General features: G+C 61.6%; 15 protein-coding genes and 4 pseudogenes. 14 read left to right on the top strand and 5 right to left on the bottom strand.

The window, feature by feature from the left end:
- Window positions 1–121 precede the first annotated feature (121 nt).
- The 3 genes and pseudogenes from E6C55_RS23885 to E6C55_RS35245 all read left to right on the top strand — a co-directional run.
- Window positions 122–3265 carry a hybrid sensor histidine kinase/response regulator gene (locus tag E6C55_RS23885; RefSeq protein ID WP_136372337.1) on the top strand — a complete coding sequence of 1048 codons (3144 nt, stop codon included), beginning with the start codon at window positions 122–124 and terminating at the stop codon, window positions 3263–3265.
- Window positions 3243–4409 (top strand): response regulator, encoded by a 1167-nt coding sequence (locus E6C55_RS23880; RefSeq protein ID WP_136372336.1) that lies wholly within the window; start codon window positions 3243–3245, stop codon window positions 4407–4409. The genes E6C55_RS23885 and E6C55_RS23880 overlap by 23 nt, the downstream gene beginning before the upstream one ends.
- A 393-nt stretch (window positions 4410–4802) precedes the next feature.
- Window positions 4803–5207: pseudogene (locus E6C55_RS35245) on the top strand (IS1380 family transposase); the annotation flags it as partial.
- A 421-nt stretch (window positions 5208–5628) separates the two neighbouring features.
- Here E6C55_RS35245 and E6C55_RS34870 read toward each other — a convergent pair.
- Window positions 5629–5930, bottom strand: a pseudogene (locus E6C55_RS34870) (IS1380 family transposase); the annotation flags it as partial.
- Window positions 5931–6160: 230 nt separating this feature from the next.
- A pseudogene (locus E6C55_RS35480) lies at window positions 6161–6394 on the bottom strand (RNA polymerase sigma factor); the annotation flags it as partial.
- Between the two features lie 220 nt (window positions 6395–6614).
- On the opposite strand from E6C55_RS35480, the pseudogene E6C55_RS35475 reads away from it, so the two are divergent.
- From E6C55_RS35475 to E6C55_RS23815, 11 genes and pseudogenes are all read left to right on the top strand, one after another.
- A pseudogene (locus E6C55_RS35475) lies at window positions 6615–7334 on the top strand (transposase); the annotation flags it as partial.
- A 324-nt stretch (window positions 7335–7658) separates the two neighbouring features.
- Window positions 7659–8891, top strand: coding sequence for a P-loop NTPase family protein (locus tag E6C55_RS34855; RefSeq protein WP_230986829.1), 1233 nt, complete (start codon window positions 7659–7661; stop codon window positions 8889–8891).
- Window positions 8857–10095: a CpaF family protein gene (locus E6C55_RS23855; protein ID WP_136372334.1), complete on the top strand. Its 1239-nt coding sequence runs from the start codon at window positions 8857–8859 to the stop codon at window positions 10093–10095. The genes E6C55_RS34855 and E6C55_RS23855 overlap by 35 nt, the downstream gene beginning before the upstream one ends.
- Complete coding sequence (locus E6C55_RS23850) at window positions 10092–10832, top strand: type II secretion system F family protein (protein ID WP_136372333.1); 741 nt, start codon at window positions 10092–10094, stop codon at window positions 10830–10832. The genes E6C55_RS23855 and E6C55_RS23850 overlap by 4 nt, the downstream gene beginning before the upstream one ends.
- The gene (locus E6C55_RS23845) at window positions 10829–11716 is read left to right on the top strand and encodes a type II secretion system F family protein (RefSeq protein WP_168735845.1); all 888 of its coding nucleotides are present in this window, start codon (window positions 10829–10831) and stop codon (window positions 11714–11716) included. The genes E6C55_RS23850 and E6C55_RS23845 overlap by 4 nt, the downstream gene beginning before the upstream one ends.
- A gap of 24 nt (window positions 11717–11740) precedes the next feature.
- A complete protein-coding gene (locus E6C55_RS23840; protein WP_211093638.1) occupies window positions 11741–11950 on the top strand; it encodes a Flp1 family type IVb pilin in 210 nt (69 codons plus the stop codon).
- A 50-nt stretch (window positions 11951–12000) separates the two neighbouring features.
- Window positions 12001–12813: a hypothetical protein gene (locus E6C55_RS23835; protein WP_136372331.1), complete on the top strand. Its 813-nt coding sequence runs from the start codon at window positions 12001–12003 to the stop codon at window positions 12811–12813.
- A 39-nt stretch (window positions 12814–12852) separates the two neighbouring features.
- Window positions 12853–15258 carry a hypothetical protein gene (locus E6C55_RS23830; protein WP_136372330.1) on the top strand — a complete coding sequence of 802 codons (2406 nt, stop codon included), beginning with the start codon at window positions 12853–12855 and terminating at the stop codon, window positions 15256–15258.
- The gene (locus E6C55_RS23825; protein ID WP_168735844.1) at window positions 15221–16222 is read left to right on the top strand and encodes a TadE family protein; all 1002 of its coding nucleotides are present in this window, start codon (window positions 15221–15223) and stop codon (window positions 16220–16222) included. Before E6C55_RS23830 ends, E6C55_RS23825 begins: the two co-directional genes overlap by 38 nt.
- An 18-nt stretch (window positions 16223–16240) precedes the next feature.
- Window positions 16241–16720, top strand: a complete 480-nt coding sequence (locus E6C55_RS23820) for an A24 family peptidase (protein WP_136372328.1) — start codon at window positions 16241–16243, stop codon at window positions 16718–16720.
- Between the two features lie 11 nt (window positions 16721–16731).
- Window positions 16732–18372, top strand: coding sequence for a DUF6382 domain-containing protein (locus E6C55_RS23815; RefSeq protein ID WP_136372327.1), 1641 nt, complete (start codon window positions 16732–16734; stop codon window positions 18370–18372).
- 137 nt (window positions 18373–18509) lie between these two features.
- On the opposite strand, the gene E6C55_RS23810 is transcribed toward E6C55_RS23815, so the two are convergent.
- The 3 genes from E6C55_RS23810 to E6C55_RS23800 all read right to left on the bottom strand — a co-directional run bounded on the left by E6C55_RS23810 (window position 18510) and on the right by E6C55_RS23800 (window position 21181).
- On the bottom strand, window positions 18510–19097 hold the full coding sequence (locus E6C55_RS23810) for a glycerol-3-phosphate responsive antiterminator (RefSeq protein ID WP_136372326.1): 588 nt from the start codon (window positions 19095–19097) through the stop codon (window positions 18510–18512).
- A gap of 382 nt (window positions 19098–19479) precedes the next feature.
- The gene (locus E6C55_RS23805) at window positions 19480–20352 is read right to left on the bottom strand and encodes a metallophosphoesterase family protein (protein ID WP_136372325.1); all 873 of its coding nucleotides are present in this window, start codon (window positions 20350–20352) and stop codon (window positions 19480–19482) included.
- The gene (locus E6C55_RS23800; protein ID WP_136372324.1) at window positions 20342–21181 is read right to left on the bottom strand and encodes an HAD-IIA family hydrolase; all 840 of its coding nucleotides are present in this window, start codon (window positions 21179–21181) and stop codon (window positions 20342–20344) included. Before E6C55_RS23800 ends, E6C55_RS23805 begins: the two co-directional genes overlap by 11 nt.
- Window positions 21182–21217: the final 36 nt, after the last annotated feature.

Below are 21217 nucleotides of genomic sequence, written 5' to 3'. Positions count from 1 at the left end.
TCGCGGCGAAGTAGCTTAGCATGGCCCGGCTGATTGCGGTCCGATGGGCGGCGGTCCGCAACGGGGCGAAATATGCTAGAATGAGAGTCACAATCTTACCGGAAGGCGTGCTGGAGCATCCATGACCCTACCCTCGAAGCGGCCGCGCCGGCCGCTGCGGCTTGCGGCCGCTTTGGCGACGCTGATTGTTCTGCTGGGCGCGGCTGCCGCCTGGGTCCTCCATTCGGGCGGCAAACCACGCGCTGTGGACGGCGTGCTCGACCTGCGGCAGTGGAGCCTCGCCCAAGATGGCTCCATTCCCCTGAACGGCCAATGGGCGCTCTACTGGAACGGGCTGCCGGCGACCGGCGCGGAGGCGGAGCGGGCGAAGCTGCGCCCGCTTGATGTTAAAGTGCCCGGAGAGTGGCGGGAAGCGGGATTGCCCGGCAAAGGGTATGCCGCCTACCGCCTCACCGTCGTGACGCAGGGCAATCCGGGAACGCTGGCGCTGCGCATACCGGCGATCGCCCCGGCTTATCGCATTTTCGTCGACGGTCGGGTTATCGCCGAGACCGGCTTCGTCGCCGCGGACCGCACCGCGGTCCGGGCCGCTTACAAGCCGCAGACGGCGACCTTCGCGCCGCCCGGCGCCTCGTTCGAGATCGTCGTCCAGATCGCGAACGAGCTGTACCCGCACGGCGGCATCTGGTACAGCATGACGCTCGGAACGGAGCGCGATATGGCGGCGAGCCGGCTGCGGACGGCGATTGCGGAACTGGCCGTGTTCGGCGGATGCGCGCTGCTCGGTCTGTACCAGATGGCATTATACGTCATGCGACGCTCCGAGCGGTCCAATCTCTATTTTGGCGTATGCTGCATTCTCGGTGCGGTCCGCTTCGGCGCGGTCGGCGACATGTATATCGTGCAGCTGTTTCCGCATACCGATATCCGGTTGTTGATCGCCTTGGAATATTTGACTTATTACGGGGGCATTACGGCGGCGCTGCTATTCGTGCGGGAGCTGTATCCGCGGGAATACCGCTCCGCCGTCATCCTGCCGTTGGCCTGGATCGGCGGCGCCTATATGGCCGGCGTGCTGCTGCTGCCGGCGGAAACGTATACGCGGCTGATCGACTCGTACAAGCTCGTCTCCCTCGCGAGCCTTGCCTACATTGTCTTCGGCTTCGGCAAAGCGCACGTCCGCGGAAGGGACGGAGCGCTGCCGCAACTGACGGGATGGCTGCTGTTTGGTGGCGCGGCGCTGCATGATATTTTATACAGCAACGGGTGGACGGCGGGGGGCGACGTTCAACTGGTGCCGTACGGCCTCATCCTGCTCGTCTTCATTGAAGCGATGGAGCTGGCCCGCAGATTCACGAGCGCTTATCGCGTCATCGGCACGATGTCGGAGCAACTGATCGCCTCTAATCGGATGAAGGACGAATTTCTCGCGAATACCTCGCACGAGCTCAAGACGCCGCTGCACGGCATGTTGAATCTGGTGCAATCGCTGGCGGAAGGCAAGGATGACCCGGTCAGCGACCGTCAGCGGGAGCGGCTCGAGCTGGTCGTCTCCGTAGCGCGGCGCATGTCCAACCTTATCAACGACATCCTCGACTGGTCGCGCCTGAAGAACAACGCCATCCAGCTCGAGCGCTCGTCCGTCGATCTTCGTTCGGTTATCGCAGCGCAGGAGGAAGTGTTCCGCCACTATATCGGGACCAAGCCGGTCGCCCTGCGCCTGCAATGGCCCGAGCGGCTGCCGCCCGTCTATGCCGACGAAAGCCGGCTGCTCCAGATCGCCTACAATCTGATCGGCAATGCGGTCAAGTTCACGCAGCAAGGCGAAGTGACGGTATCCGCGCGGGCGGACGGCGAAATGGTTCATCTGACGGTGGCCGACACCGGCATCGGCATCGAGGAAAATAAGCTGGAGACGATCTTCCAATCGTTCGAGCAGGTCGGGACGTCCGTCGCGCGCGAGTACGGCGGAGCGGGGCTTGGCCTCGGCATCGCCAGGAAGCTGGCGGAGCTGCATGGCGGACGGATCGCCGTCGCTTCGGTTCCCGGTCAAGGCTCCGCCTTCACCGTCAGCCTGCCGATCGCCGCCGGCAAGCCACAGCCCTACGACGAAGAGAGGGAAGCCCGCGCCACGGCGTCGCTGGCCGCCTATCGCGCGGAAGCTGCCGCAGACCGCCCGGGCACGGCGACCGGACAAGGACGGAGCGGTTCGCACCGCGAGCCGCGTCAGCCGCTCATTCTGGCCGTCGACGACGATCCGGTGAACCTGCGCGTGCTGGAAGCGGTGCTCGCGGACGAGCCGTACGGCATCGTGACCGCCGCCAGCGGGGACGAGGCGCTGCAGACGCTGGAAAGAGAAGGCCGCGCGATCGGGCTTATCATTCTGGACGTGATGATGCCCGGCCGGACAGGGTACGAGACATGCCGCCAAATCCGCCGCGCGTACCCGCTCAGCGAGCTGCCCGTTCTGCTCACGACGGTGCGCGGCGATCAGGCGGACGTCATGCTCGGCTTCGAGGCCGGGGCGAACGATTATTTGACCAAGCCGTTCGAAGCCTACGAATTGCGGGCCCGAACGCGTACGTTGCTGGAGATGAGACGGTCCGCCGAGGAAGCCGTGCGCTCCGAGCTCGCGTTCCTTCAGGCGCAGATTAAGCCGCATTTTTTGTACAATGCGCTGAACACGATTTTGTCCTTTTCGCTTGAGCGGCCGCAGACGACACACGACTTGCTGCTGCACTTGAGCCGCTATTTGCGGGGCAGCTTCGACTTTCGCAACAAGGACAGACTGGTGCCGCTGCGCAAGGAGCTGGAACTGGCCGAGGCTTATCTGCAGTTGGAACAGGCGCGATTCGGCGATCGCCTGCGCGTCCGGTACGAGGTGGAGGAGGGGACGGAATGCTTGCTTCCTCCGCTGACGCTGCAGCCGCTCGTCGAGAATGCGGTGCGGCACGGGATTACCCGGAGCGAAGACGGGGGAACGGTTGTACTGACGGTGGCCGCGGCTGCCGGGATGACGATCGTCAGCGTCGAGGATGACGGGCCGGGCATACCCGAATCGGTCGTCAAGCAGTTGGCGAGATATTCGGAAGGCGGGGCGGGCGTCGGGCTGCGCAACATTCGCGAGCGGATGCTGCGCCTGTTCGGAACCGAGCCGGAGATCGGGACGGGAAGCGCCGGCGGAGCCAAAATCACGCTGCGAATACCGGACGCGGCCAAAGTCGGGGAACGGAGGGAAGACGATGATTCGAGTGATCGCGGTTGACGACGAGCAGCCCGCTCTTCACCGGCTCGGCAAGCTGTTGGAATCGTTCGGTAATGTGGAGGTCGCCGGCTTGTTCGATCGCGCGACGGCGTGCCTGGATTTTGCGCTTGCCGAGGAAGGGCGGATCGATCTCGCTTTGCTGGATATGGAAATGCCGAAAATACACGGTCTGGAGCTTGGCCGCCGACTTCGCCAATGCCGCCCGGAGATCCAGATCGCTTTCCTGACCGCCCACGAGCAGTTCGCCAAGGACGCGTTCGAGGTCGAAGCGCTGGATTATTTGCTCAAGCCGTTCGCCGTCGGCGATCTGGCGCGGATTCTCGAGCGGTGGAGCAAGCGCAGCGGACGCTCCTACGGCGGCAAGCAAGAGGATGGCGGCAGCGAAGACGGGAGCGAAGGCGCGGACGACCGCGGGCTCGCGGTTCACGGCTTCGGTCCGTTTACGGTGCTGACTCCCGGCCGGGAGCCGGTCCGATTCCGCAATTCCAAGTCCAGAGAGCTGCTGGCGTATTTGCATCAATCTCACGGAAAGCCGGTCGGCAAAGCCCGGCTGCTGGAAGATATCTGGTACGGCCGAAATCCCGAGCGGGCGCAGGTTACGCTGCACACGACAGTGTATCAGTTGCGCAAGGACCTCGAAGCCGCCGGGCTGGCGGACCCGCTCGTCCAGTCGAAGACGGACGGAGGAAGCTACGCCGCGCACCTGCCGGTCTCGTACAGCGACGTCGAGGCTTACGAAGAGGAGCTGCGGCAGTTCAAGCGGACCGGCTCGCTGTCGCATGCGCTCAAGGCGATTCGGCTGTACGGCGAAGGTTATTTGCCGGGAAGCGGATACGTATGGGCGGCGCCGCGGCAGGCCGAGCTGGAGCTCGGTTATGCGGAGCTGCTCGAAGCGGTGGCGGGTCTGTATGTCAAGCAGCACAAGTACGACATGGCGCTCAATTCGCTCCGCAAGCTGGCGGAGCTGAGCCCGCTCAGCGGCCGGCTGCACACGATGATGACGGCGCTGCTGCTGCTGATGGGCCGGGAGGACGATGCGCGCGAGTACAGCGCTCTTGCGCGCGAATTGCTCGCCGACTCCGATGTCGCGGAGCGCCTCGACTACGCGGCGATCGCCGCCGATCCGCTGCGCTGCTTCAGCTAGAGGAAGCGGCGCCCGGTCCTTCATGCAGCCCCGTTGCGCGGAGCCGCACAAGCCCCTCCCGCCTGTTTCGCCGACCCCGCTGGCCCGCCCACTTACGTCTTGCTTCCGGAGAAAAAGCTCTGCCTGTATGAGTTTATCATATGAGCAAGGCCTTTACGGAGGTGTGGCTTGGTCGAACAGCCTTGTCCATTGTTTGGAGGTGGTGTGCCCCATTTTCAGATATCACGTGGCATAAGCAACGACCAAGTATGTTACTCGTAGCTCGTGACCGTCAGAAAATGACCTACTCTCATCGTCGACTGGATACTCGGCTGCGAAAGGATTTTTCACTTTCGTCGCTTGCAGCATGACGACCTGCAGAAGCGCTTCTTGGGTGGACGTTGTCCCCAGCACAGTCGTCGTGTAGCGGTTATTCGCAAGGCGCAAGTGTTCGAAGATGACCAGAGTCGGATGGTGTTTGATACGGATTGGCAATACGAAGCCATCGTGACCGATCTGGAATGGGAGGCGCTTGACCTGTGGCGGTTCTATAACCAGTGTTGCTGTATGGAAAACTATGCCAACGAAGTGGGCTTGCTCATCTAACTGCTGGCCTATAATCTGTTTGAACGCTTCAAACGTGACTGCTGCGAGCCGGTGCACCAAGGCTATACGATTGCCCGATTTCGCTTGGAGTTCTTTCATTGCGCAGCGACGATCATTCAGCATCGCCGAACGGTCGTACTGAAGTTGATGAAGGACTTCGCCGGGATCCATACCTGGAAAAGGATGGAGAGTAAAGTTGCCTTGTTGGAATGAGAATGGCGGTGTGATGCTGTGACGATGGGTGCTCGTCCGTCGTCTCGACGACTGGGAAATCAGAGAGGAACGCGATAGGGATCAGTTTCAGAAAAACGCAAAGAACCCTTTCGTTTTGCAGGGCAGGAGAAGGTGCGGAGAATCGTTGTGCGGATTCGTGTTTCACTCCGCCGATCAGGTGAAGGCCATATAGATGCGTCTTGCGGTTTGAGACCAGGGACAGTTGCTTCCGAAGTTGAGCGCAACCTGCCCGGCGTGACGAACATATCGGGCTGCCATATAAATCAAATATCTGACCGTCACGATCGATCGTCCGCTTGATGACATGCAACACCTGTCGGAGCTTGTCGTCGACCCCCTTTTGAGGAAATTCGATTGCGCCGACATACTCTATTTTCCCTTCTCGCTGCTCGCAAGCGATGCCCTTCTCTTTCGCAATGGCGAGCCACGTTGCTTTGGGCGTTTTACGCAGATTCACCTTGATGATATAATCCACACCGGGATGGCGGTGGCACACCTTCAGGTTGTCCAGACTGTCGTTGCCGGAATCCATGCGCACAAGCAACGGGAGGTTGGTGTACCGTTCTGGCAGTGTTGGCTGCCCTCTCGCAGTTCGGTGTTGACGCCGTAGCCTTCTTGTCCGAGGTACGCGAACATCGGGGCGAAACCGTCCATGCCCTTGTACGTGTAGGATACGCCTTCCTTTTTCGTGCCGGAATTATCAGAGAACGATTTCTCTTCGAGCACCCGTAGCACCAGCAAGCTCCGTTCTTCCGGCGACAGCTTGGCCAATGCGCCGCGAGCCCGGGCTCGAGCAGCCGGCCGTCCAGCTCCCGGTCGAGGCCGGGCGTCAGACTCTCCGGGCGGAACAGCCGCACGACGCGTCCGTGGAGCCGTCGCCGCTTCAGCGCATTCAGGCAATGGCGATGGGCGATCCGGTAAAGCCAGGCCGAGAAGTGCTCGGCTCTCCGGTATTGATGCAAGGACTGGTAAGCCTTGACCAGCACCTCCTGAACCGCGTCCTCCGCATCCTGCCTGTTCGCCAACAGGCGGTAGCAGTAACGGAAGATCGGCTGCTGAACGGCTTCGACGACCCGCGAGTAAATCTCCTTATTGCCTTGCTGAACTGCAGCGATCCACCTCTCCAACTGATCTGCATTCTCATTCTCTTGCCGCGATGCCGACACCCCCTTGGCTGTATTTACCTCTATAACAATCGAGAGGAGGAAAATGTGCCGCGTTCAAAAGAGGGCCCCCCTCTCCAGGGCAATGTTGTCAGGTTAAGCAATGAGCCAATCTATCGTTGAGAGAATAGTAAATTTTGGTATAGTAGAGGTAAACGATAGAAACGGACGATAGCGCTGTGAAAAAAACGGAAAAGCGATCTTGCGTCGAGTGTTCAGGCAAATGAGAAGCGACGAGTTGAAAGAAAAGACGAAGAAGAACGAAAACGATTTTAAGCGGAATCGCAAGATCGGCTTCTTTCCGCTGGTGATGCTCATCCTGCGGATGGTACGAAAATCGACGCAACTGGAGCTGGATGAGTTTCGGGAGATGTTCATGCCGGACGAAGCGGCAAAGACAACCACCTACACGAAGCAATCCTTTTCCGAAGCCCGACAGAAACTGCTGCCGGATGCGTTCACACTGCTGAATGACGAACTGATCCGGGCGTATTACGAGGATGGTGATTTCAAAACCTATCTCGGCTTTCGACTGCTGGCGGTGGATGGAAGCGTCATCGAGTTGCCGAACACCAAAGAAACACAGAAGGAATACGGGTACACGACGACGTACAAAGTCGGGTTTCGGATTGCAAGAGCGCTCTCCTCCCATCTGTACGATGTGGAAAACAAATTGGCGATCAGCACCCGCCTGAGCCGCTACGATGACAATGAACGCGATCTGGCCAAACAAACTATCGAGCATATGCTTGGTTTGGAGACCGCGCCAGTGCGGAATTTAATCCTGTTCGATCGCGGCTATCCATCTGCAGACTTTATGCTGTATTTACAGGAAAAGGGGATCTTTTACCTGATGCGGGCGCAAGGATCGTTTTACAAAGTGGAACTGTCCACCGGCGAAACTGAAATCCTGCTGACCAACGTCGGCGCGGACGAACTGAGTTATGAAGCAAGCAAGCCCTTGTATTTCAAGCGATGGGGCGTGGAAACCCGGTTCGATGATTACAGCGCAATATCATCCCCGTCGTCAAGGATCGCACATTCAAACGTGATAAGCAGACCAAGGCTAACCAACATTGATCCCCCCCCCTTTTTGTGCGGAACAAGCGACAAACTAATTCTTTACAAAAACCGGAAACGCTGCTATAGTTTAAGCAACATTCAAATCGGCTTGCGGAAGCACCGCAATTTCCGGCGCGAGAGCGTCTCGGAGATTGCGGTGCTTTTTTGTCGTTGCCGGGCATTCGGAGGAAGGGGGAGACAGCGGATGAGGAGATTGGTGGTGGCCGTGCCGGAGCCGCAGTATGCGGCGAAGCTTGTTCGGTACTTGGGCGAGAGGCGGCCGCATTGGGAGGTGAAGGCGTTCACACAGGAGCTTGCTCTGGGACGATATCTGGCGGATGGAGGCGATGCGGATGCGATTCTTGCGCATGAAACGCTGCGGGATGCCGTCGGTTCGGCAATCAAGAAGATCGGCTTCCCTGGGAAAATACTGCTTCTGCACGAGTCCGAGGGGGAGGAGCGGGAGGAGAATGGCGAGATCGCGATGATTCCGATGTATCAGCCGTTGCCGTCGATCCTGGCGGCGATAGAGAACGAGCTCCCCGGAGAGCCGGGAAGGGCGATCGGCAGCGGCGGAGGAAGCGATGGGAGCAATGGGAGAGCTGCCGTCTGGACGGTGTTCTCCGCCTCGGGAGGAGCGGGGAAGACGACGGTGGCGCTTAATCTTGTGCGCCAGCTTGGGGAGCGAGGCTGCCGGGCGCTCTATCTGAATCTGGAGCCGCTTAATGCGACGGACCTGTTGCTTGGGAGCGGACACCCGGACAGCCTGTCGGCTTTGCTCTATGGCATGCAAGCGAATCCGGAGCGGGCGGGAGAAGAGTGGAAGCTGCGGCGCAAGCAGCATTCGGTGCTGCTGGGCGACTACTTGGACGCCCCGGACCATCCGGCGGAACGGTTGGCGATGAGCCCTGCTCGCATGAAGGAGCTGCTGCAGCTTGCCGCCGGATGCGGCCGGTACGATGTCGTTGTGCTGGACCCGGACAGCGGGAGCGGGGAATGGCACCGGGAGGCGCTGGCGATGAGCGACCGGGTCGCATGGCTCGTGACGCCGGAGGCGATGGGCGTGCGCAAGGCGGAGAAACTGCTGCGCCACTGGCAGGGGCAGAGCGACGGCAAGGCGGAAGGCTCCGCGAGCCTTGGCTTGGCGGACAAGATCGCTTGGGTGATCAACCAATCCTCGGGCCACGAGGAGCTGGGAGATCGGCTTCCTCACGGGGAGAGGGCGGTCCGGCTCCCGTACATGCCGCAATGGAGGGCGCTCGGGAAGGGGCCGGAGGAGCTCGGCAAGCTACTCAAGACGCCGGCTTTCTGCGGGGCGATCGAGCGAATCGTGGAGGCGTGGGGTTTCCCGGCGAAGGACATTCGTCCTGCCAGAGCGGGGCGTCGAAGGGAGGAGGCGAGGAATGAAGGCGGCGCTGTCCGCAGTCGAATTGGCTAGGCTGAAGGAAGCGGTGAAGGCGCGTCTCTCCTGGGAGACGGCGCTGTCGGATGAGGAACTGCGCAGCATCGTCGAAGCCGAGCTGTTCCGCAGCGAGGCGGTCCGGGCGCTCACGGCGGAAGAGCGGCGGGCGGCGGTGAACCGGCTGTTCCACTCGTTCCGGGGACTGGATGCGCTGCAGCCGCTTCTGGACGACCCTCTTGTTACGGAGATTATGATTAACGGTCATCGGGAGATTTTCTTTGAGCGGTCGGGCGAGCTGTTCGAATCGGATATCCGGTTCGAGAGCCGGGAGCGGCTCGAGGACCTCATTCAGGCGATGGTCGGGCAGGTCAATCGTATGGTGAACGAGGCGTCGCCGATTGTCGATGCGAGATTGCCGGACGGCTCGCGGGTTCATGTGGTGCTGCCGCCGGTCGCCCTCAAGGGTCCGACGGTGACGATTCGCCGGTTCCCGGCTCGCCCTCTTCTTATGGAAGGATTGATCGAGCGCGGGGCGATCACGAACGAGGCGGCGGACTTGCTGCGGGAGCTTGTTGCGGCCAAGTACAACATCTTCGTCAGCGGCGGCACGGGCTCGGGGAAGACGACGTTCCTGAACGCGCTGTCGCAATGGATTCCCAAGGACGAGCGGGTGATCACGATCGAGGACGCCGCCGAGCTTCAGCTAGGCGGCATTCCGAATCTCGTATCGCTCGAGACGCGGAACGCCAATTCGGAGGGGAAGGGGCGAATCGGCATGAGGGAGCTGATCCGGGCGTCGCTGCGAATGAGGCCGAATCGGATCATCGTCGGCGAGGTTCGGGGGGAGGAGGCGCTCGATATGCTGCAGGCGATGAACACGGGGCATGAGGGGAGTCTATCAAGCGGCCATGCGAACAGCGCAAGGGATATGCTGTCGCGGCTGGAGACGATGGTGCTGAGCGGGGCGGAATTGCCGCTTGGGGTCGTGCGGAAGCAGATCGCTTCGGCCGTCGATGTCATCGTCCACCTTAGCCGACTGAGAGACCGCAGCCGCAGAGTGGCGGAGATCTGCGAGGTGAGGGGGATTCGCGACGGGGAGGTGGAGCTGGCAACCCTGTTCGAATTCGAGGAAGAAGGGGAGCGCGACGGCTTCGTTCTGGGCGGGCTGCGGAAGCGGGAGGCTCATCTTCATACGGAGAAGCTGCGGCTGGCCGGCATCGGAAGGAGGGCGAGCGGGTGACGGATTACTCTGTGTACGAATTAAGCCGCGTTCAACGGCTCGCGGCCGTTGCCGTCGGCGCGGCGCTGTCCGGACTCGCGAGCTGGCTGATGTACCGGCAGCTCGCTGCGGCTTTGCTGGCGGTACCTCTCGGCCTGCTCGGTCCGCGGGTGCTGCGCGAACGATTGAAGCGCAGGCGGCGGGACAGGCTGCGCTTGCACTTCAAGAGCCTGCTGCAGGCGCTGGCATCGCTGCTGGCGGCAGGCCGCTCCGTCGAGAACGCCTTCGAAGCTCTGGAGGAGGATCTGTCGCTGCTGATCGGCGATCCGCAGGCGGACATGATGCGCGAGGTTCGGGCGGTTCGGCTGCGGATGCGCAGCGGCGATCCGATCGAGGCTCCCTTGCTCGACTTCGCCGAGCGCAGCTCGTTGGAGGAGGCCGCCGGCTTCGCCGAAGTGTTCGCGATCGGCAAGCGGTCGGGAGGCGACCTGGTCGAGGTGGTCCGCCGAAGTGCGGCGATGATCGGCGAGAAGATGGAAGTGGAGCAGGAGCTTGGCGTCCTGATGGCGCAGAAGAGGCTGGAGTCCCGAATTATGATGGCGATGCCGTTCGCATTCGTCGGGCTGCTCGGCTTCGTCTCGGGCGGCTACATGGACGGGCTGCGCCAAGGGGCAGGCTGGCTCGTGCTGACAGTATGCCTGCTTCTTCTTGCCGGCTGCTGCTGGTGGATGTACCGGATCATGGAGATCCGGATATGAACGACATTCTCTGGTCGAGCTGGCTGGCGTTGCTGCTGCTGCTCTATGTGTGGATTGTCGGCAAGACGGGCTTAAGGAAGAGCTTGCTGCGAGGTTGGCGCGGACGGCGGAGCAAGGGAGGGCTGCATCCGCTGGCAGAGCCGATCCGGTCGCTGCTCGGGAGTCCGGAATTATACGGTTCCTTGCTCCCTTGGCTTCAGCGCCCGGAGACCCGGCTTGCGCTGCTTCACGGCGGCGTCTGCGGGAAGGAGCGCCTCACCGGCTGGCTGGCCGAAGCGGTCGGGCTCTCGTACTTGACTCTGCTGGCGACGGGCGTGCTCGGGCTGCTGTCGGACGGCGGCGGGGCGCTGGCATGGCTGGGCGTTCTGGTCGCCGTCGCGATCCCGCCGCTGCGGGCAAGGGAGCTGGCCAAGAAGGTCGACGACCGACGCAGACGGATCGTGCTGGAGCTCCCCGAGCTGTTGACCCGGCTGCTGCTCCTGGTGAACGCGGGGGAGAATGTCCTGCGGGCGATGGAGAAGTGTCTCCGGCGAAGGGACGGGAAGACGGGCGATCATCCGCTTTACCGAGAGCTGTCTCATGCGCTGGAGTCCATGCGGCGCGGGGAGACGTACGCCTGGGCGATGGAGGAATTCGGGCGCAGGTGCGCCGTTCCTGAAGCGAAGCTGTTCGCGTCGACCGTCATCATGAATTCCCGCCGGGGAGGCGAGACGTTCGTGGCATCCTTGCAGGAGCTCTCGCGAACGCTGTGGGAGAGAAGGAAGGCGGCGGCGCGGATGCTTGGGGAGCAGGCTTCTTCGAAGATGGCTTTTCCGCTGGCGGTGATCTTCCTGTTGATTCTGGTGCTGGTCGGGGCGCCGACTCTATTAACGATGTCATCTTAATAAAGGATACGAGGAGGAACTTCTATGTTGGGGAGAAGCAAGCGGCTTGGACGGTGGAGTGCGAGAGGGATGACGATGCTGTGGAAGGACCGCAGCGGCCTCGGGACGCTGGAGATCGTGCTGATCGTTGCAGTCATTATCGCGATCGCGCTGTTGTTCAAGGATTGGATTATCGGGTTCCTGCAGGATCTGTTCGGCAAGGTGGAGGGCAATTCGGACGAAGTATTCAATTGAGGCTTGGAGCGAGCGTCGGGGCGCGAATAAGGGCGGATAGGGGGATCTTCATGATCAGCATGAGCTCGTTCAAGACGGGAATACGCCGCTGGTGGGCGAATGCGGAAGGCTCGTTCGTATTGGAAGCGTCCTTGGTATTCCCTGTGCTGCTGCTGATCTCCTTCCTGCTTCTCCTCTTCGCGCTGTATGCGGGTCAAGGCGCTATCGTCTATTACGAGACTTCCGCAGCCGCCGAGAGAGCGGCGTTCACATGGTCCAATTCCGCCAAGGAGCTGCGAACGGGAGCGTACCCGAGCGGGCAATACGAAGGGCTTTATTGGCGGCTCGCGGAGGACGGTCTCGTCTCCGGGCTGTTCGGGCTGGCGACGGGCTCCGGGGATGGCATGGTGACGGTTGCGGGCGCAGGAACGGAGTCCGGGACGGAGGCTGGGGCAGGAGACGGCTCGGAGGATGGAACGGGCAGCGGGAGCGGCTCGGGGAATAGCGGTTCCGGGCTGGCGGAGCGCAAGCTGTCGGCGGCGTTGCGTTCCCTGGAAGCTTCGACGGCGGGGGAATGGAGTTACCGGAACTCGGCGCTTGTCCGGAAGATCGTCGGCGAGGCGACAAGCTCGGCCGTCCCGGAGGCGCTGAAGCGCTGGCTGCCGGCAGCGGCGATCCATGCCGAACCGGCTGCGGTTGTCGTGGAGCCGGCGGAGTTCATTCGTACGGTCGATCTGATTCGTTATTACGGGCAGAAGCTTCGCGGTGCGGCGGATGGGGGGAGCGGCGCAGTCGGAGGGGAAGGCGGAGGAGAAGGCGGGACGGACGGAGACGCTTATCGTTCGCAGGCGCAGGCTGCGCTTGCCGCAAGACTTCCTTCCTAGCCTCAGCCGGGCGCGGTTCGCGGGGGGAGGAGTGACGGGATGAAGGGCGAGATGAAGGGATGGAGCAGGCTGCGCTTGATGCGCAGATTGAATCGCAGGTCGAATTCCGGGTTAGATCGCAGGCTGAATTGCAAAGGGAGCCGGGGGAAGTTCGGAGATCGGGGCTCGGTGTCGGTGTTCTTCGTTCTGGTGCTCTCGGGGTTCGTTCTGTTTAACGGGCTGCTGATCGATTTTGCGAGAATCGCGGCTTTCCGCAAGCAAGCCGAGCTGGCGGTCATGTCGGGAACCCGCTCGGTTCTGGCGGCGTACGATCCGGAGCTGTACAGGAGGTACGGCTTGTTCGCGAGGGGAGGCGATCCCGCGGATGACTTGTTCCGCAGCGCTCTGGACGGGAATCGGCCGAATCGGGCAGGCGGCGCCTTCTCCCTGCTGGACATCGAGTGGTCGGCTTCGGCGGCGGTCGAGAGCCGTCCGCTTGCTTCCTACGACGTTCTCCGCCGGCAAGTGATGGAGGAGATGAAGTATAAGGCTCCGATCGATCTGTCGATCGAACTGATCTCCCGGTGGCGCGGCGTGGCTTCCGCGGCCAAGGAGGCGGGAGAAGTTGTGGATCGGCTGGAAGAGCTGCGGAAGGCATACGAGCGAAGAGAGGCGTCGCTCGACGAGGCGATGAAGCGGATCGTCGAAGCGGGAGATGCGCTCGGTCAACCGCTTGAGGCGATCGTGCCGCTGCCTGCGGCATCGCTTGTCGGTACGCGAAGCGCGGCTGTGGCGGTCGATCTTCCGGATGCGGTGCTCATGTATACGGACTATGTAAGCAAGCGTTCGGCGGACGAGAGCCGGGCTGCGGCCTACTCCGCTGCCTATCTCGCTTGGGAGGAGCGCAAGCGGGCGGCCGAAGCGGAGGAGAAGGAGTTCGACGAGCCGCCGCCTCCGATGGAACCGCCTCAATATGCCGATGTTATCCGTTCCTATCTGGATGGGGTTGAGAGTGTTCGCCGGCCGTTGCTGAAGCTTGACCAAGCCAAGGAGCGGGCGGATGGGCTGCTGAATCAGGCGCAGCAGGCGATCGAGAAGGCGAAGCTGGCGGATCAAGAGATGCGGAGGCTGGCGGATGCAGAAGGAACGTTGGCGAGCGATGGCGAGGCGGGGATGGCGGAGGAAGGGACGGACAGCGGGCTATGGTCCGCAGAGGAATCGGCACTGCGGGACGAATCCGGCGCCGTCTACGAACAGCTTCGGCAATCGATGAAGGAGTTGACGCTCGGAGACGAATGGTTCTCCGGGATCTCGGAGGAAGTTGAGAAGCAGCGGCAAGACGGCGATCAGTATGCGTTGGCGTCTGAGCGAATGACGGAGACGCTGGCGGCGATTCCGGGCTCCTCCGGTTTGTCGGCGCGGCTGGTTGCGGACGGAGAACGCCTGCAATCGGCTTCCGAGAGCTACCGTTCCGCCTACGGCGATTCCGGGAGCGCAACGCAGGCTCGCCGGGCGATGATCGAGGAGCATCGCGCTTCCGACGCGGAACGCAAGTCGCTCGAGCAGCAGGCTGGCGAAGAGTGGAAGCAGGCGGCGGAGAGCCTGATGACTCTCACCGGAAGCGGTGGGAGCGGCCAGCAGGAAGACTCGCAGGAGACGAAGACGTTCGAGCAACTGGACAAGCTGTATCAGGCGAACAAAAAGTGGAACGCCGCGAACGACGAGGCGGAGGAACGATACGGGCAGTCCTCCGAGCTTGACGATGGCCGCGAGCAAGCGCTGACGAAGTCGGGCGGCTGGCTGTCGGCGCTGACCGATGCGGCAACGGGGGCACGGGACCGATTGTACGGCTCTGAGTATGTAATAGCCCGCTTCTCCCGCATCGAGCCTTCCGACGTTCGGGAAGCGCTGGCCGGACAGGCGGAATTGCCGTCGTCGCCGGAATTGTCGCAGACGGAGTACATCCTTTACGGATTCGCTTCGGCCGCCGGCAACGTGACAGCCGCTTACTCCGAGGTGCTGGCGGCCAGGCTGTCGATTCGACTGGTCGAAGGGCTTGTGGAGAGCGGCCGCTACGGCAATCCGCTGCTCGTCTTGGCGGCAGCCACTCTTTATGCCGTGCGAGCGGCCGCGCAGGACATGCAGAGTCTGCTGACGCAAGGGACGATTCCCCTCTCGAAGTATGCGAGCGTCGCCACGACCTATACGGATTATCTCCGACTGTTCCTGCTGCTGCACGGCGGCACGGACAACCATTGGTCCCGGATGGCGGCGGTGATGGAGCAGGAGAGCGGGCTTGCCTTCGATCGCCTGTATACCTATGTGAGCGGCCAGGCGACGGCTTCGGTGACGATGTGGTTTTTTCCGCGGTTGGCAAGCGCGCTGGGATTATCCGGAGGATGGGGCGGGACCGTGAATGGAGATCGGTATGAAGCGACTTACCAGGCGGATGACGCTTATCAATAAGCGGAAGCGGGATGATCAGAGGAGAGGCGAGAGCCGGGCGAGGAACGGCCATCCCGGGAGAACGGCTGCGACGGCGGGCACCGTCACATTGGAGGCGGCGCTGGTGATGCCGGTGTTCCTGCTGGTCATCGTGTTTCTCATTTTCCTGATTCGGACTTGCGTAACCGAGATGGCGCTGGACGGAGCTTTGTCCCAGACGACGCGCCAGACGGCCTCGATGTGGTACGTCGTCTCGAAGGCGCAGGAATCGTTCGCGGAGACGAAGGCGGGAGAAGCGGTCGAGGCGGTCGACGGGAAGCTGGAGGACATCAGGAAGACGCTGGAGCAGTACGGGAATCTGCTTCCCGCTCCGCTCTCCGATTGGGCAAGCGATGCGGCAGGCCGCTCCTGGTCGATCGAAGAGAACGCGGCAATCCCGCTGCTTGAGAAAGTAATGAAGGAGCTTGCGGACCCCAATGTGCTGGATGTCGATCGCTTGGACATCGTGAACGTGACGTTGCCTTCCGGGACGGAGGGCGACGGATTCCTGACGGTCGAAGCCGAGTATCGGCTGCCGATGGGCGTTCCGTTCCTCGGGCGAAGCTTGATATTGCGCTCTTCCGCGAAGGAGCGGGCGTGGGTCGGAGGCACTCCTTCCACGGCGCTTCTGAATGAAGGAGACGAGGAGGGGGGCGGCTCGCTTGCCTTCCTCTCCATGGAACCGAGTCCGGCGCGTCCGGGGCGCCGAGTGACCTTAAGTCTGAAGGCGGAGCCCGGGCAGACGGTTGAACTGTCCGTCTACTACAAAAGCGGGCAGAGCACCGCGAAGCACCTCGGGCAGGCGACGGCGGACTCGGAGGGCTTGGTGGCCTGGACATGGCTCGTGTCCGGCAATACGACGTCCGGGGCGTGGGCCTGGGAGGCCAAGATAAGCGCAGGCACGGGGACGCCCTTGAGTCAGTCGTTCCTCGTATCGCGAAGCTGACGGGAAGGGGAGGATGAGATGGAACTCGTCGTTCGGATCGCCCTGCTGACGTTAACGGCGATCGCTTGCTGGACGGACTTCCGCAGGAGAATTATCCCGAATGCGCTCACGATTTGCTATGCGTGCGGCGGTCTGCTCTATCATGGCGCGGTCGACGGATGGCGGGGACTGATAGAGTCGCTTCTCGGAGGCGCGGCCGCGATGGCTCCGTTCCTGCTGATGTATCTGCTCAAGGGCATCGGCGGCGGCGACGTCAAGTGGTTCGCCGCGTTCGGCATCTGGTCGGGCGCCGCCTTCGCGCTGCGACTCGCGGTCCATTCGATTCTGGCCGCCGGCCTGATCGCAGTGCCGCTTTTACTTGTCAGACATTGGCGCGGGAGAGGGAAGGAAGAGGAAGGGGAGGGGCCAGGGCAAGGGCCTGGGGCTCGCAAGGCGACCTTTCCGTTCATGGCGGCGGTCGCGCCGGCGCTGATCCTCCTGTTCTGCGGCCCATTCTAAGGAGGAGAAGAATGATTGGATATCGGGTTCGATTCGAGCAGGGGAGAGGTCATCAGATGGTGTTGGAGGGCGAACCTCCGCTGCGCGCAGAGGAAGTGGACAGGCTGCAGGTAAGGATGCTCGCGAGCATCGGGAACGTTCCCGGCTTGCTGCCGCTCCAGGCGGAGGAGGTCGACGGGACGGTCGCGCTGCGCTATTCGCTGCAAGGTCGAAGGATGCTGTCCCAATCGCTGCGCGTCTCCAGATGGACGATGGACGAAGTGCTTGAAGCGCTGGCTCAGCTTGCGGAGATTCTGGAGCAAGCGAACGATTATATGCTCGATCTTGAACGTTTTGTGCTGGAAGACGAGTTTATTTTCTGCGGGGACGGGTGGGAGCGGCTTGCGTTCGTCTATGTGCCGTCGGCTCGTCCGCTCCCGGCGGTCGATATCGGTGTGCGAATGGAGCGCTTGATCGTCCGTTGGATGATAAACGTGGAGACGCCGGACGGTCCGACGCTGCAGAAGCTGTTGCGCCAGGTCGGGGGAGTCGACTTCTCTCCGACGCAACTTCGCAGGCTGATCAGGCAGTTGCTGTCGGAGCCGGAAGAGGAGGAGCGTACGCTCGGGGAAGCCCATCGCCGGGCCGCGAGGCCAGAGGCTCGCGGGGGAACGCTCGCTGGGCAGGGGGCTGCGGAGGATGGCTTCGGCAGCCGCTCTGCCGCCGAGCCTGCAGGGAGGTCCCGGTGGGGAATCGACGCGCCGATCTCGTCCGAAGCGGGACGAGCGCATGTGCCGGTTCCGGACGAGGAGCTTGGCTTGTCCGGCCTGCTTGGGCCGGAGAGAACCGGGTGGGAGCCGAAGGGCAATCATAGCGGAGCAGAGCCGAACGATGCCGGCCGTTGGCGGATCGGACTGTTGGCCGGGGCGGCAGCCGTCAGCGCGCTTGTATGGCGGTTCGTGTACTTGCCGCAGCCGGGGCGACGCACGCTTGTTCTCTCTGCCGGGGCAACCCTGCTTGCGATCGGAGCCTGTCTTTATCTATGGAGCGGACGGGGAAGGACTCGTTCCGGCAAGCCGGAGCGAACAGTCGCCGATCGGGATGGCGGAGGCTTGTCGGGCGGCGGGGATCATGGGGATGGCGAGGATCATGAAGACCCGGATAACCCGGAGGACGATTCGGGAGATCGGCAGGATGGGATGAAGCGGGGCATAGAGAGCGCCGGAGGCGGAAGCGGGCTGACAGCCGAGAAGAGCAAGCCGGAAGCGGAGGCATTGACGCTAACGGCGCGGCTCCCGTCGGAGCAAAGCACGATGCTTCTCTCCGAGACGGACGAACAATCGGGGAGAGAGGCGAACTGTTACCTGGAATGGGAGTGCGACGATGCCAAGCGGAAGATTCGTTTGGCGGGAGCGAACCTTGTCATCGGAAGGTCGGGGGAAGCGGCGCAGCACGTGGACGAGACACCGGGCGTATCGAGGGCGCACCTTGAGCTTATCCGGGCGGAAGAAGGCTGGCAGGCGAAGGATCTGGGCTCCCGCAACGGGAGCTGGTTAAACGGCGTGCCGATGGCCCCGTACGAGGCGTACCCGCTTATCCGCGGAGACAGTCTGCAGATTGCCTCCTCGCTGTACCGATTCCAGGAGGAGCGCAAGCTTCCGCTACGTGGATGAGGACAACAAGAAGCGCCGGGGGAAGGCGTGAATATACATGATTTTTCGTCCTATGAAGTATACGCAAGAGAGGGGCTCCATAAGGAACAGAAGGAACGGGGACGGACCGGAGGTTCATATGAGAGAAGCAAACCGGCTTAACCGCACAGATCGGAGAACGAGAGCTGCCACAACGTCTGTTCGCTGACCGAGAGGGCGGTGGCCCCGGCATTCAGCATCTCTGCCGCTTCTTCCCGGGATTGGATCAACCCGCTGGAGACGATCGGAATATCCGGGAGCGACTCGGCGAAGTGGGAGACGACCTTGGCGATCGTCCCGGGCATCACCTCGATTGCGTCCGGACGAATGGATTGGCTGAGCGACAGCCCATTCGCCATGGCGAGGGAGTCGATGACGAAGAGATGAAGAATCGCATGAAGCCCGATCCGCTTCGCTTCCTTGATCAAGTGGCCCTTCGGCGTAATGATGCCGTCCGGGTCAATCTGCTCGCGGATGAACTCGAGGCTCTCCTTGTCCGTGCTCGACAAGCCTCGAATCAAATCCAGGTGGACGAAGACGCCCTTGCTTTGGGCTTTGGCGGCCTTCACCATAGGCGGCAGCGTGTTCAAGGAGCCACCCATGATGAACAGATTGGCCGCGTTGCTGTTCAGCGCTTCCTCCAGCTTGTCGGGGGATCTTACCGCCGCAATAATCGGGCTTTGAGCGAGGCGGTGCAGCAGTGCCATCGGGTCTTCCTCCTCGGGATGATTGATCTATGGTTGAGCCAGAGCTTCCTCCGAGCTTGCTTGCCTTGATTCCTTGCGCAATTGTATTCCTTGCACAATTGTATGCGGTTTTTCGCATACATTCGGCGGAAGTGGCCGCTTTTTGCGAAACGAATGTGGTTTTTAGCATAAAAACGATCGTCGGAGGCGGCCAAGCGCCGAATGTATATGATTTTTAGCATTAAAATGGTCGTCAAGAGCCCTCGGACGGCAATTGTATGCGGTTTTTCACATATATTCGGCAGAAGCGGCCGCTTTCCGCGAAACGAATGTGGTTTTTAGCATTAAAGCGGTCGTCGGAGGCGGTCGAGCACCGAATACAGGTGCCTTGCGAATCGCGCGTCTACAACGGCAATAAGCGGATAACGCGATATCCCCCGGCGAATCCCGCTTGCGCGACGTACTGGCAGGCGCTTCGGCCGAACGGGTCGCGGTGGGCGAAGTGGATGTGGCCGCAGAACACTCCGACCACATTATGATAAGGATCGTCCATCAGCGTTCGATAGAATGCCGTGGTGGACGGGGCATCCGGCTCGACCTGCCACTGTCTTCTGCATTCCGGGTCCCAGCCCTGGGCCGCCATCATGATCGGGGATTTCCATTCGCTCATCACGTCGCCTAATAGCGAAGGAATGTAGAGCGGGATATGCATAAACAGCAAGGTCGGCAGCCCGCGCTCCAGCTCTCGCAGCGTCCACTCAAGCTGCTCTTCGGTAATCTGATACGTGCTGTTGTCCAAGGCGAGCAGCAGCGTTCCGCCGATCTCCTTGGCCTGACAACCGGGAGTTCCTCCCGTCAACGGGCCGAACTTCGGATAATGCTTCTGCCGAGTGCTCTCTCCCCAGGGTTCGCCGGGATATTCCCAGTCGTGATTGCCCAGCGTGTACAGATAGGGAGCATTCAGCGTGCCGAGCCGTTCTTCTAAGTATAACAGATTGTTGGCGGTAGCGCCGTTGACGATATCCCCGGTCAGGACGACGCCATCGACGGCCAGCTCGTTCGCATAGCTTAGCGTCCGATTGAGTCGGGTCCGCGTATCCAGCGCGTCGAAGCTATATTCGGTATAGGATTGGGCCAGCACCTCTGCGCCATCGCTGATGTCCGTCTCGTTGATATGGCTGTCCGTCACGTGCAGCAGGCTGACGGGCTCGCGGAGGCCTTCGATCCGTATGACGGCCTGCTTGTCGCTGTTTGCCCGAAGATGTTCAACTTTCATCGTATTCTCCTCCCAGATGGTAGCAGAGCTCGGATAATCGGGGCACGATTAAGTCCGCCGTCGGCCATTGCCCCTGTCCGTTCGCCGCTTGTTCGCCGATTCGGTTAAGCCATATCGTATACAGCCCCGCGCTTTTCCCTCCGCGAATGTCCGTACTGTAATTGTCCCCGACCATTACCGTCTGCGAGGGAGAAGCGTCGGCCAGAGACAAGGCGTAGCGGAACAAGTGGGGAGCGGGCTTGCCGATATAATCCGCCGCAGTACCCGACAGCGCTTCCACTGCGGTGACCAGCGTCCCCGTCTCGGGAACCTTGCGCCCGCCAAGGCCGGGATGGTACAGATCGGAGTTCGCGGCGATCAATTTTGCCCCTTTGCTTAGCGCATGAGCGATCTGTTCCAGTTTAGTATAAGTAAAAGCTTCATCCAATCCAATCACGACCGCATCGACGCTGCCGTTGTCGTCCAAGGGACATACGTCATGCCCGGCAACGCGGTGAGCCTCTTCGAATGCCGCGCTGCCCGCGACGCTGACGGCGAGACGACCGTATGTCTCGCGCAAGTATCTGCCGGTTCCTTCGGTTGCCGTCACAATGCTGCTCACCGGCGCAATAAGTCCCATTTTCTCCAGCTTCGCTGTTATTTCTTGAGGAGAGTGGCGCGAATTGTTCGTTACAAAAAAAACCTGGCCGCCCGCGGAGCGTATCCGATGAAGCAAAGCGCGCGCGCCGGGCGCAGGCTCATTGCCGAAATACAGCGTGCCGTCCAAGTCGAACAGCCATGTTCGAATGTCCGGTTCTTCTCTCCCATCCAAACGCATGCTGATTTGCATGGATGATCTCCTTCCTTGGCATGCGGATGACAACGG

The sequence above is a fragment of the Cohnella fermenti genome, assembly GCF_004801405.1.
Classification (GTDB): domain Bacteria; phylum Bacillota; class Bacilli; order Paenibacillales; family Paenibacillaceae; genus Cohnella; species Cohnella fermenti.
Note: the sequence above shows the minus strand (reverse complement) of the source record. Positions and strands in the feature narration are given on the sequence as shown.

Excerpts from the sequence above, each read along its gene's own strand:
- E6C55_RS23820 (WP_136372328.1), top strand. The coding sequence starts at position 16,241 with ATGGAACTCGTCGTTCGGATCGCCCTGCTGACGTTAACGGCGATCGCT.
- E6C55_RS34855 (WP_230986829.1), top strand. The coding sequence starts at position 7,659 with ATGAGGAGATTGGTGGTGGCCGTGCCGGAGCCGCAGTATGCGGCGAAG.
- E6C55_RS23840 (WP_211093638.1), top strand. The coding sequence starts at position 11,741 with ATGTTGGGGAGAAGCAAGCGGCTTGGACGGTGGAGTGCGAGAGGGATG.
- E6C55_RS23880 (WP_136372336.1), top strand. The coding sequence starts at position 3,243 with ATGATTCGAGTGATCGCGGTTGACGACGAGCAGCCCGCTCTTCACCGG.
- E6C55_RS23830 (WP_136372330.1), top strand. The coding sequence starts at position 12,853 with ATGAAGGGCGAGATGAAGGGATGGAGCAGGCTGCGCTTGATGCGCAGA.
- E6C55_RS23810 (WP_136372326.1), bottom strand. The coding sequence starts at position 19,097 with ATGGCACTGCTGCACCGCCTCGCTCAAAGCCCGATTATTGCGGCGGTA.
- E6C55_RS23885 (WP_136372337.1), top strand. The coding sequence starts at position 122 with ATGACCCTACCCTCGAAGCGGCCGCGCCGGCCGCTGCGGCTTGCGGCC.
- E6C55_RS23835 (WP_136372331.1), top strand. The coding sequence starts at position 12,001 with ATGATCAGCATGAGCTCGTTCAAGACGGGAATACGCCGCTGGTGGGCG.
- E6C55_RS23805 (WP_136372325.1), bottom strand. The coding sequence starts at position 20,352 with ATGAAAGTTGAACATCTTCGGGCAAACAGCGACAAGCAGGCCGTCATA.
- E6C55_RS23815 (WP_136372327.1), top strand. The coding sequence starts at position 16,732 with ATGATTGGATATCGGGTTCGATTCGAGCAGGGGAGAGGTCATCAGATG.
- E6C55_RS23800 (WP_136372324.1), bottom strand. The coding sequence starts at position 21,181 with ATGCAAATCAGCATGCGTTTGGATGGGAGAGAAGAACCGGACATTCGA.
- E6C55_RS23825 (WP_168735844.1), top strand. The coding sequence starts at position 15,221 with ATGAAGCGACTTACCAGGCGGATGACGCTTATCAATAAGCGGAAGCGG.
- E6C55_RS23845 (WP_168735845.1), top strand. The coding sequence starts at position 10,829 with ATGAACGACATTCTCTGGTCGAGCTGGCTGGCGTTGCTGCTGCTGCTC.
- E6C55_RS23855 (WP_136372334.1), top strand. The coding sequence starts at position 8,857 with ATGAAGGCGGCGCTGTCCGCAGTCGAATTGGCTAGGCTGAAGGAAGCG.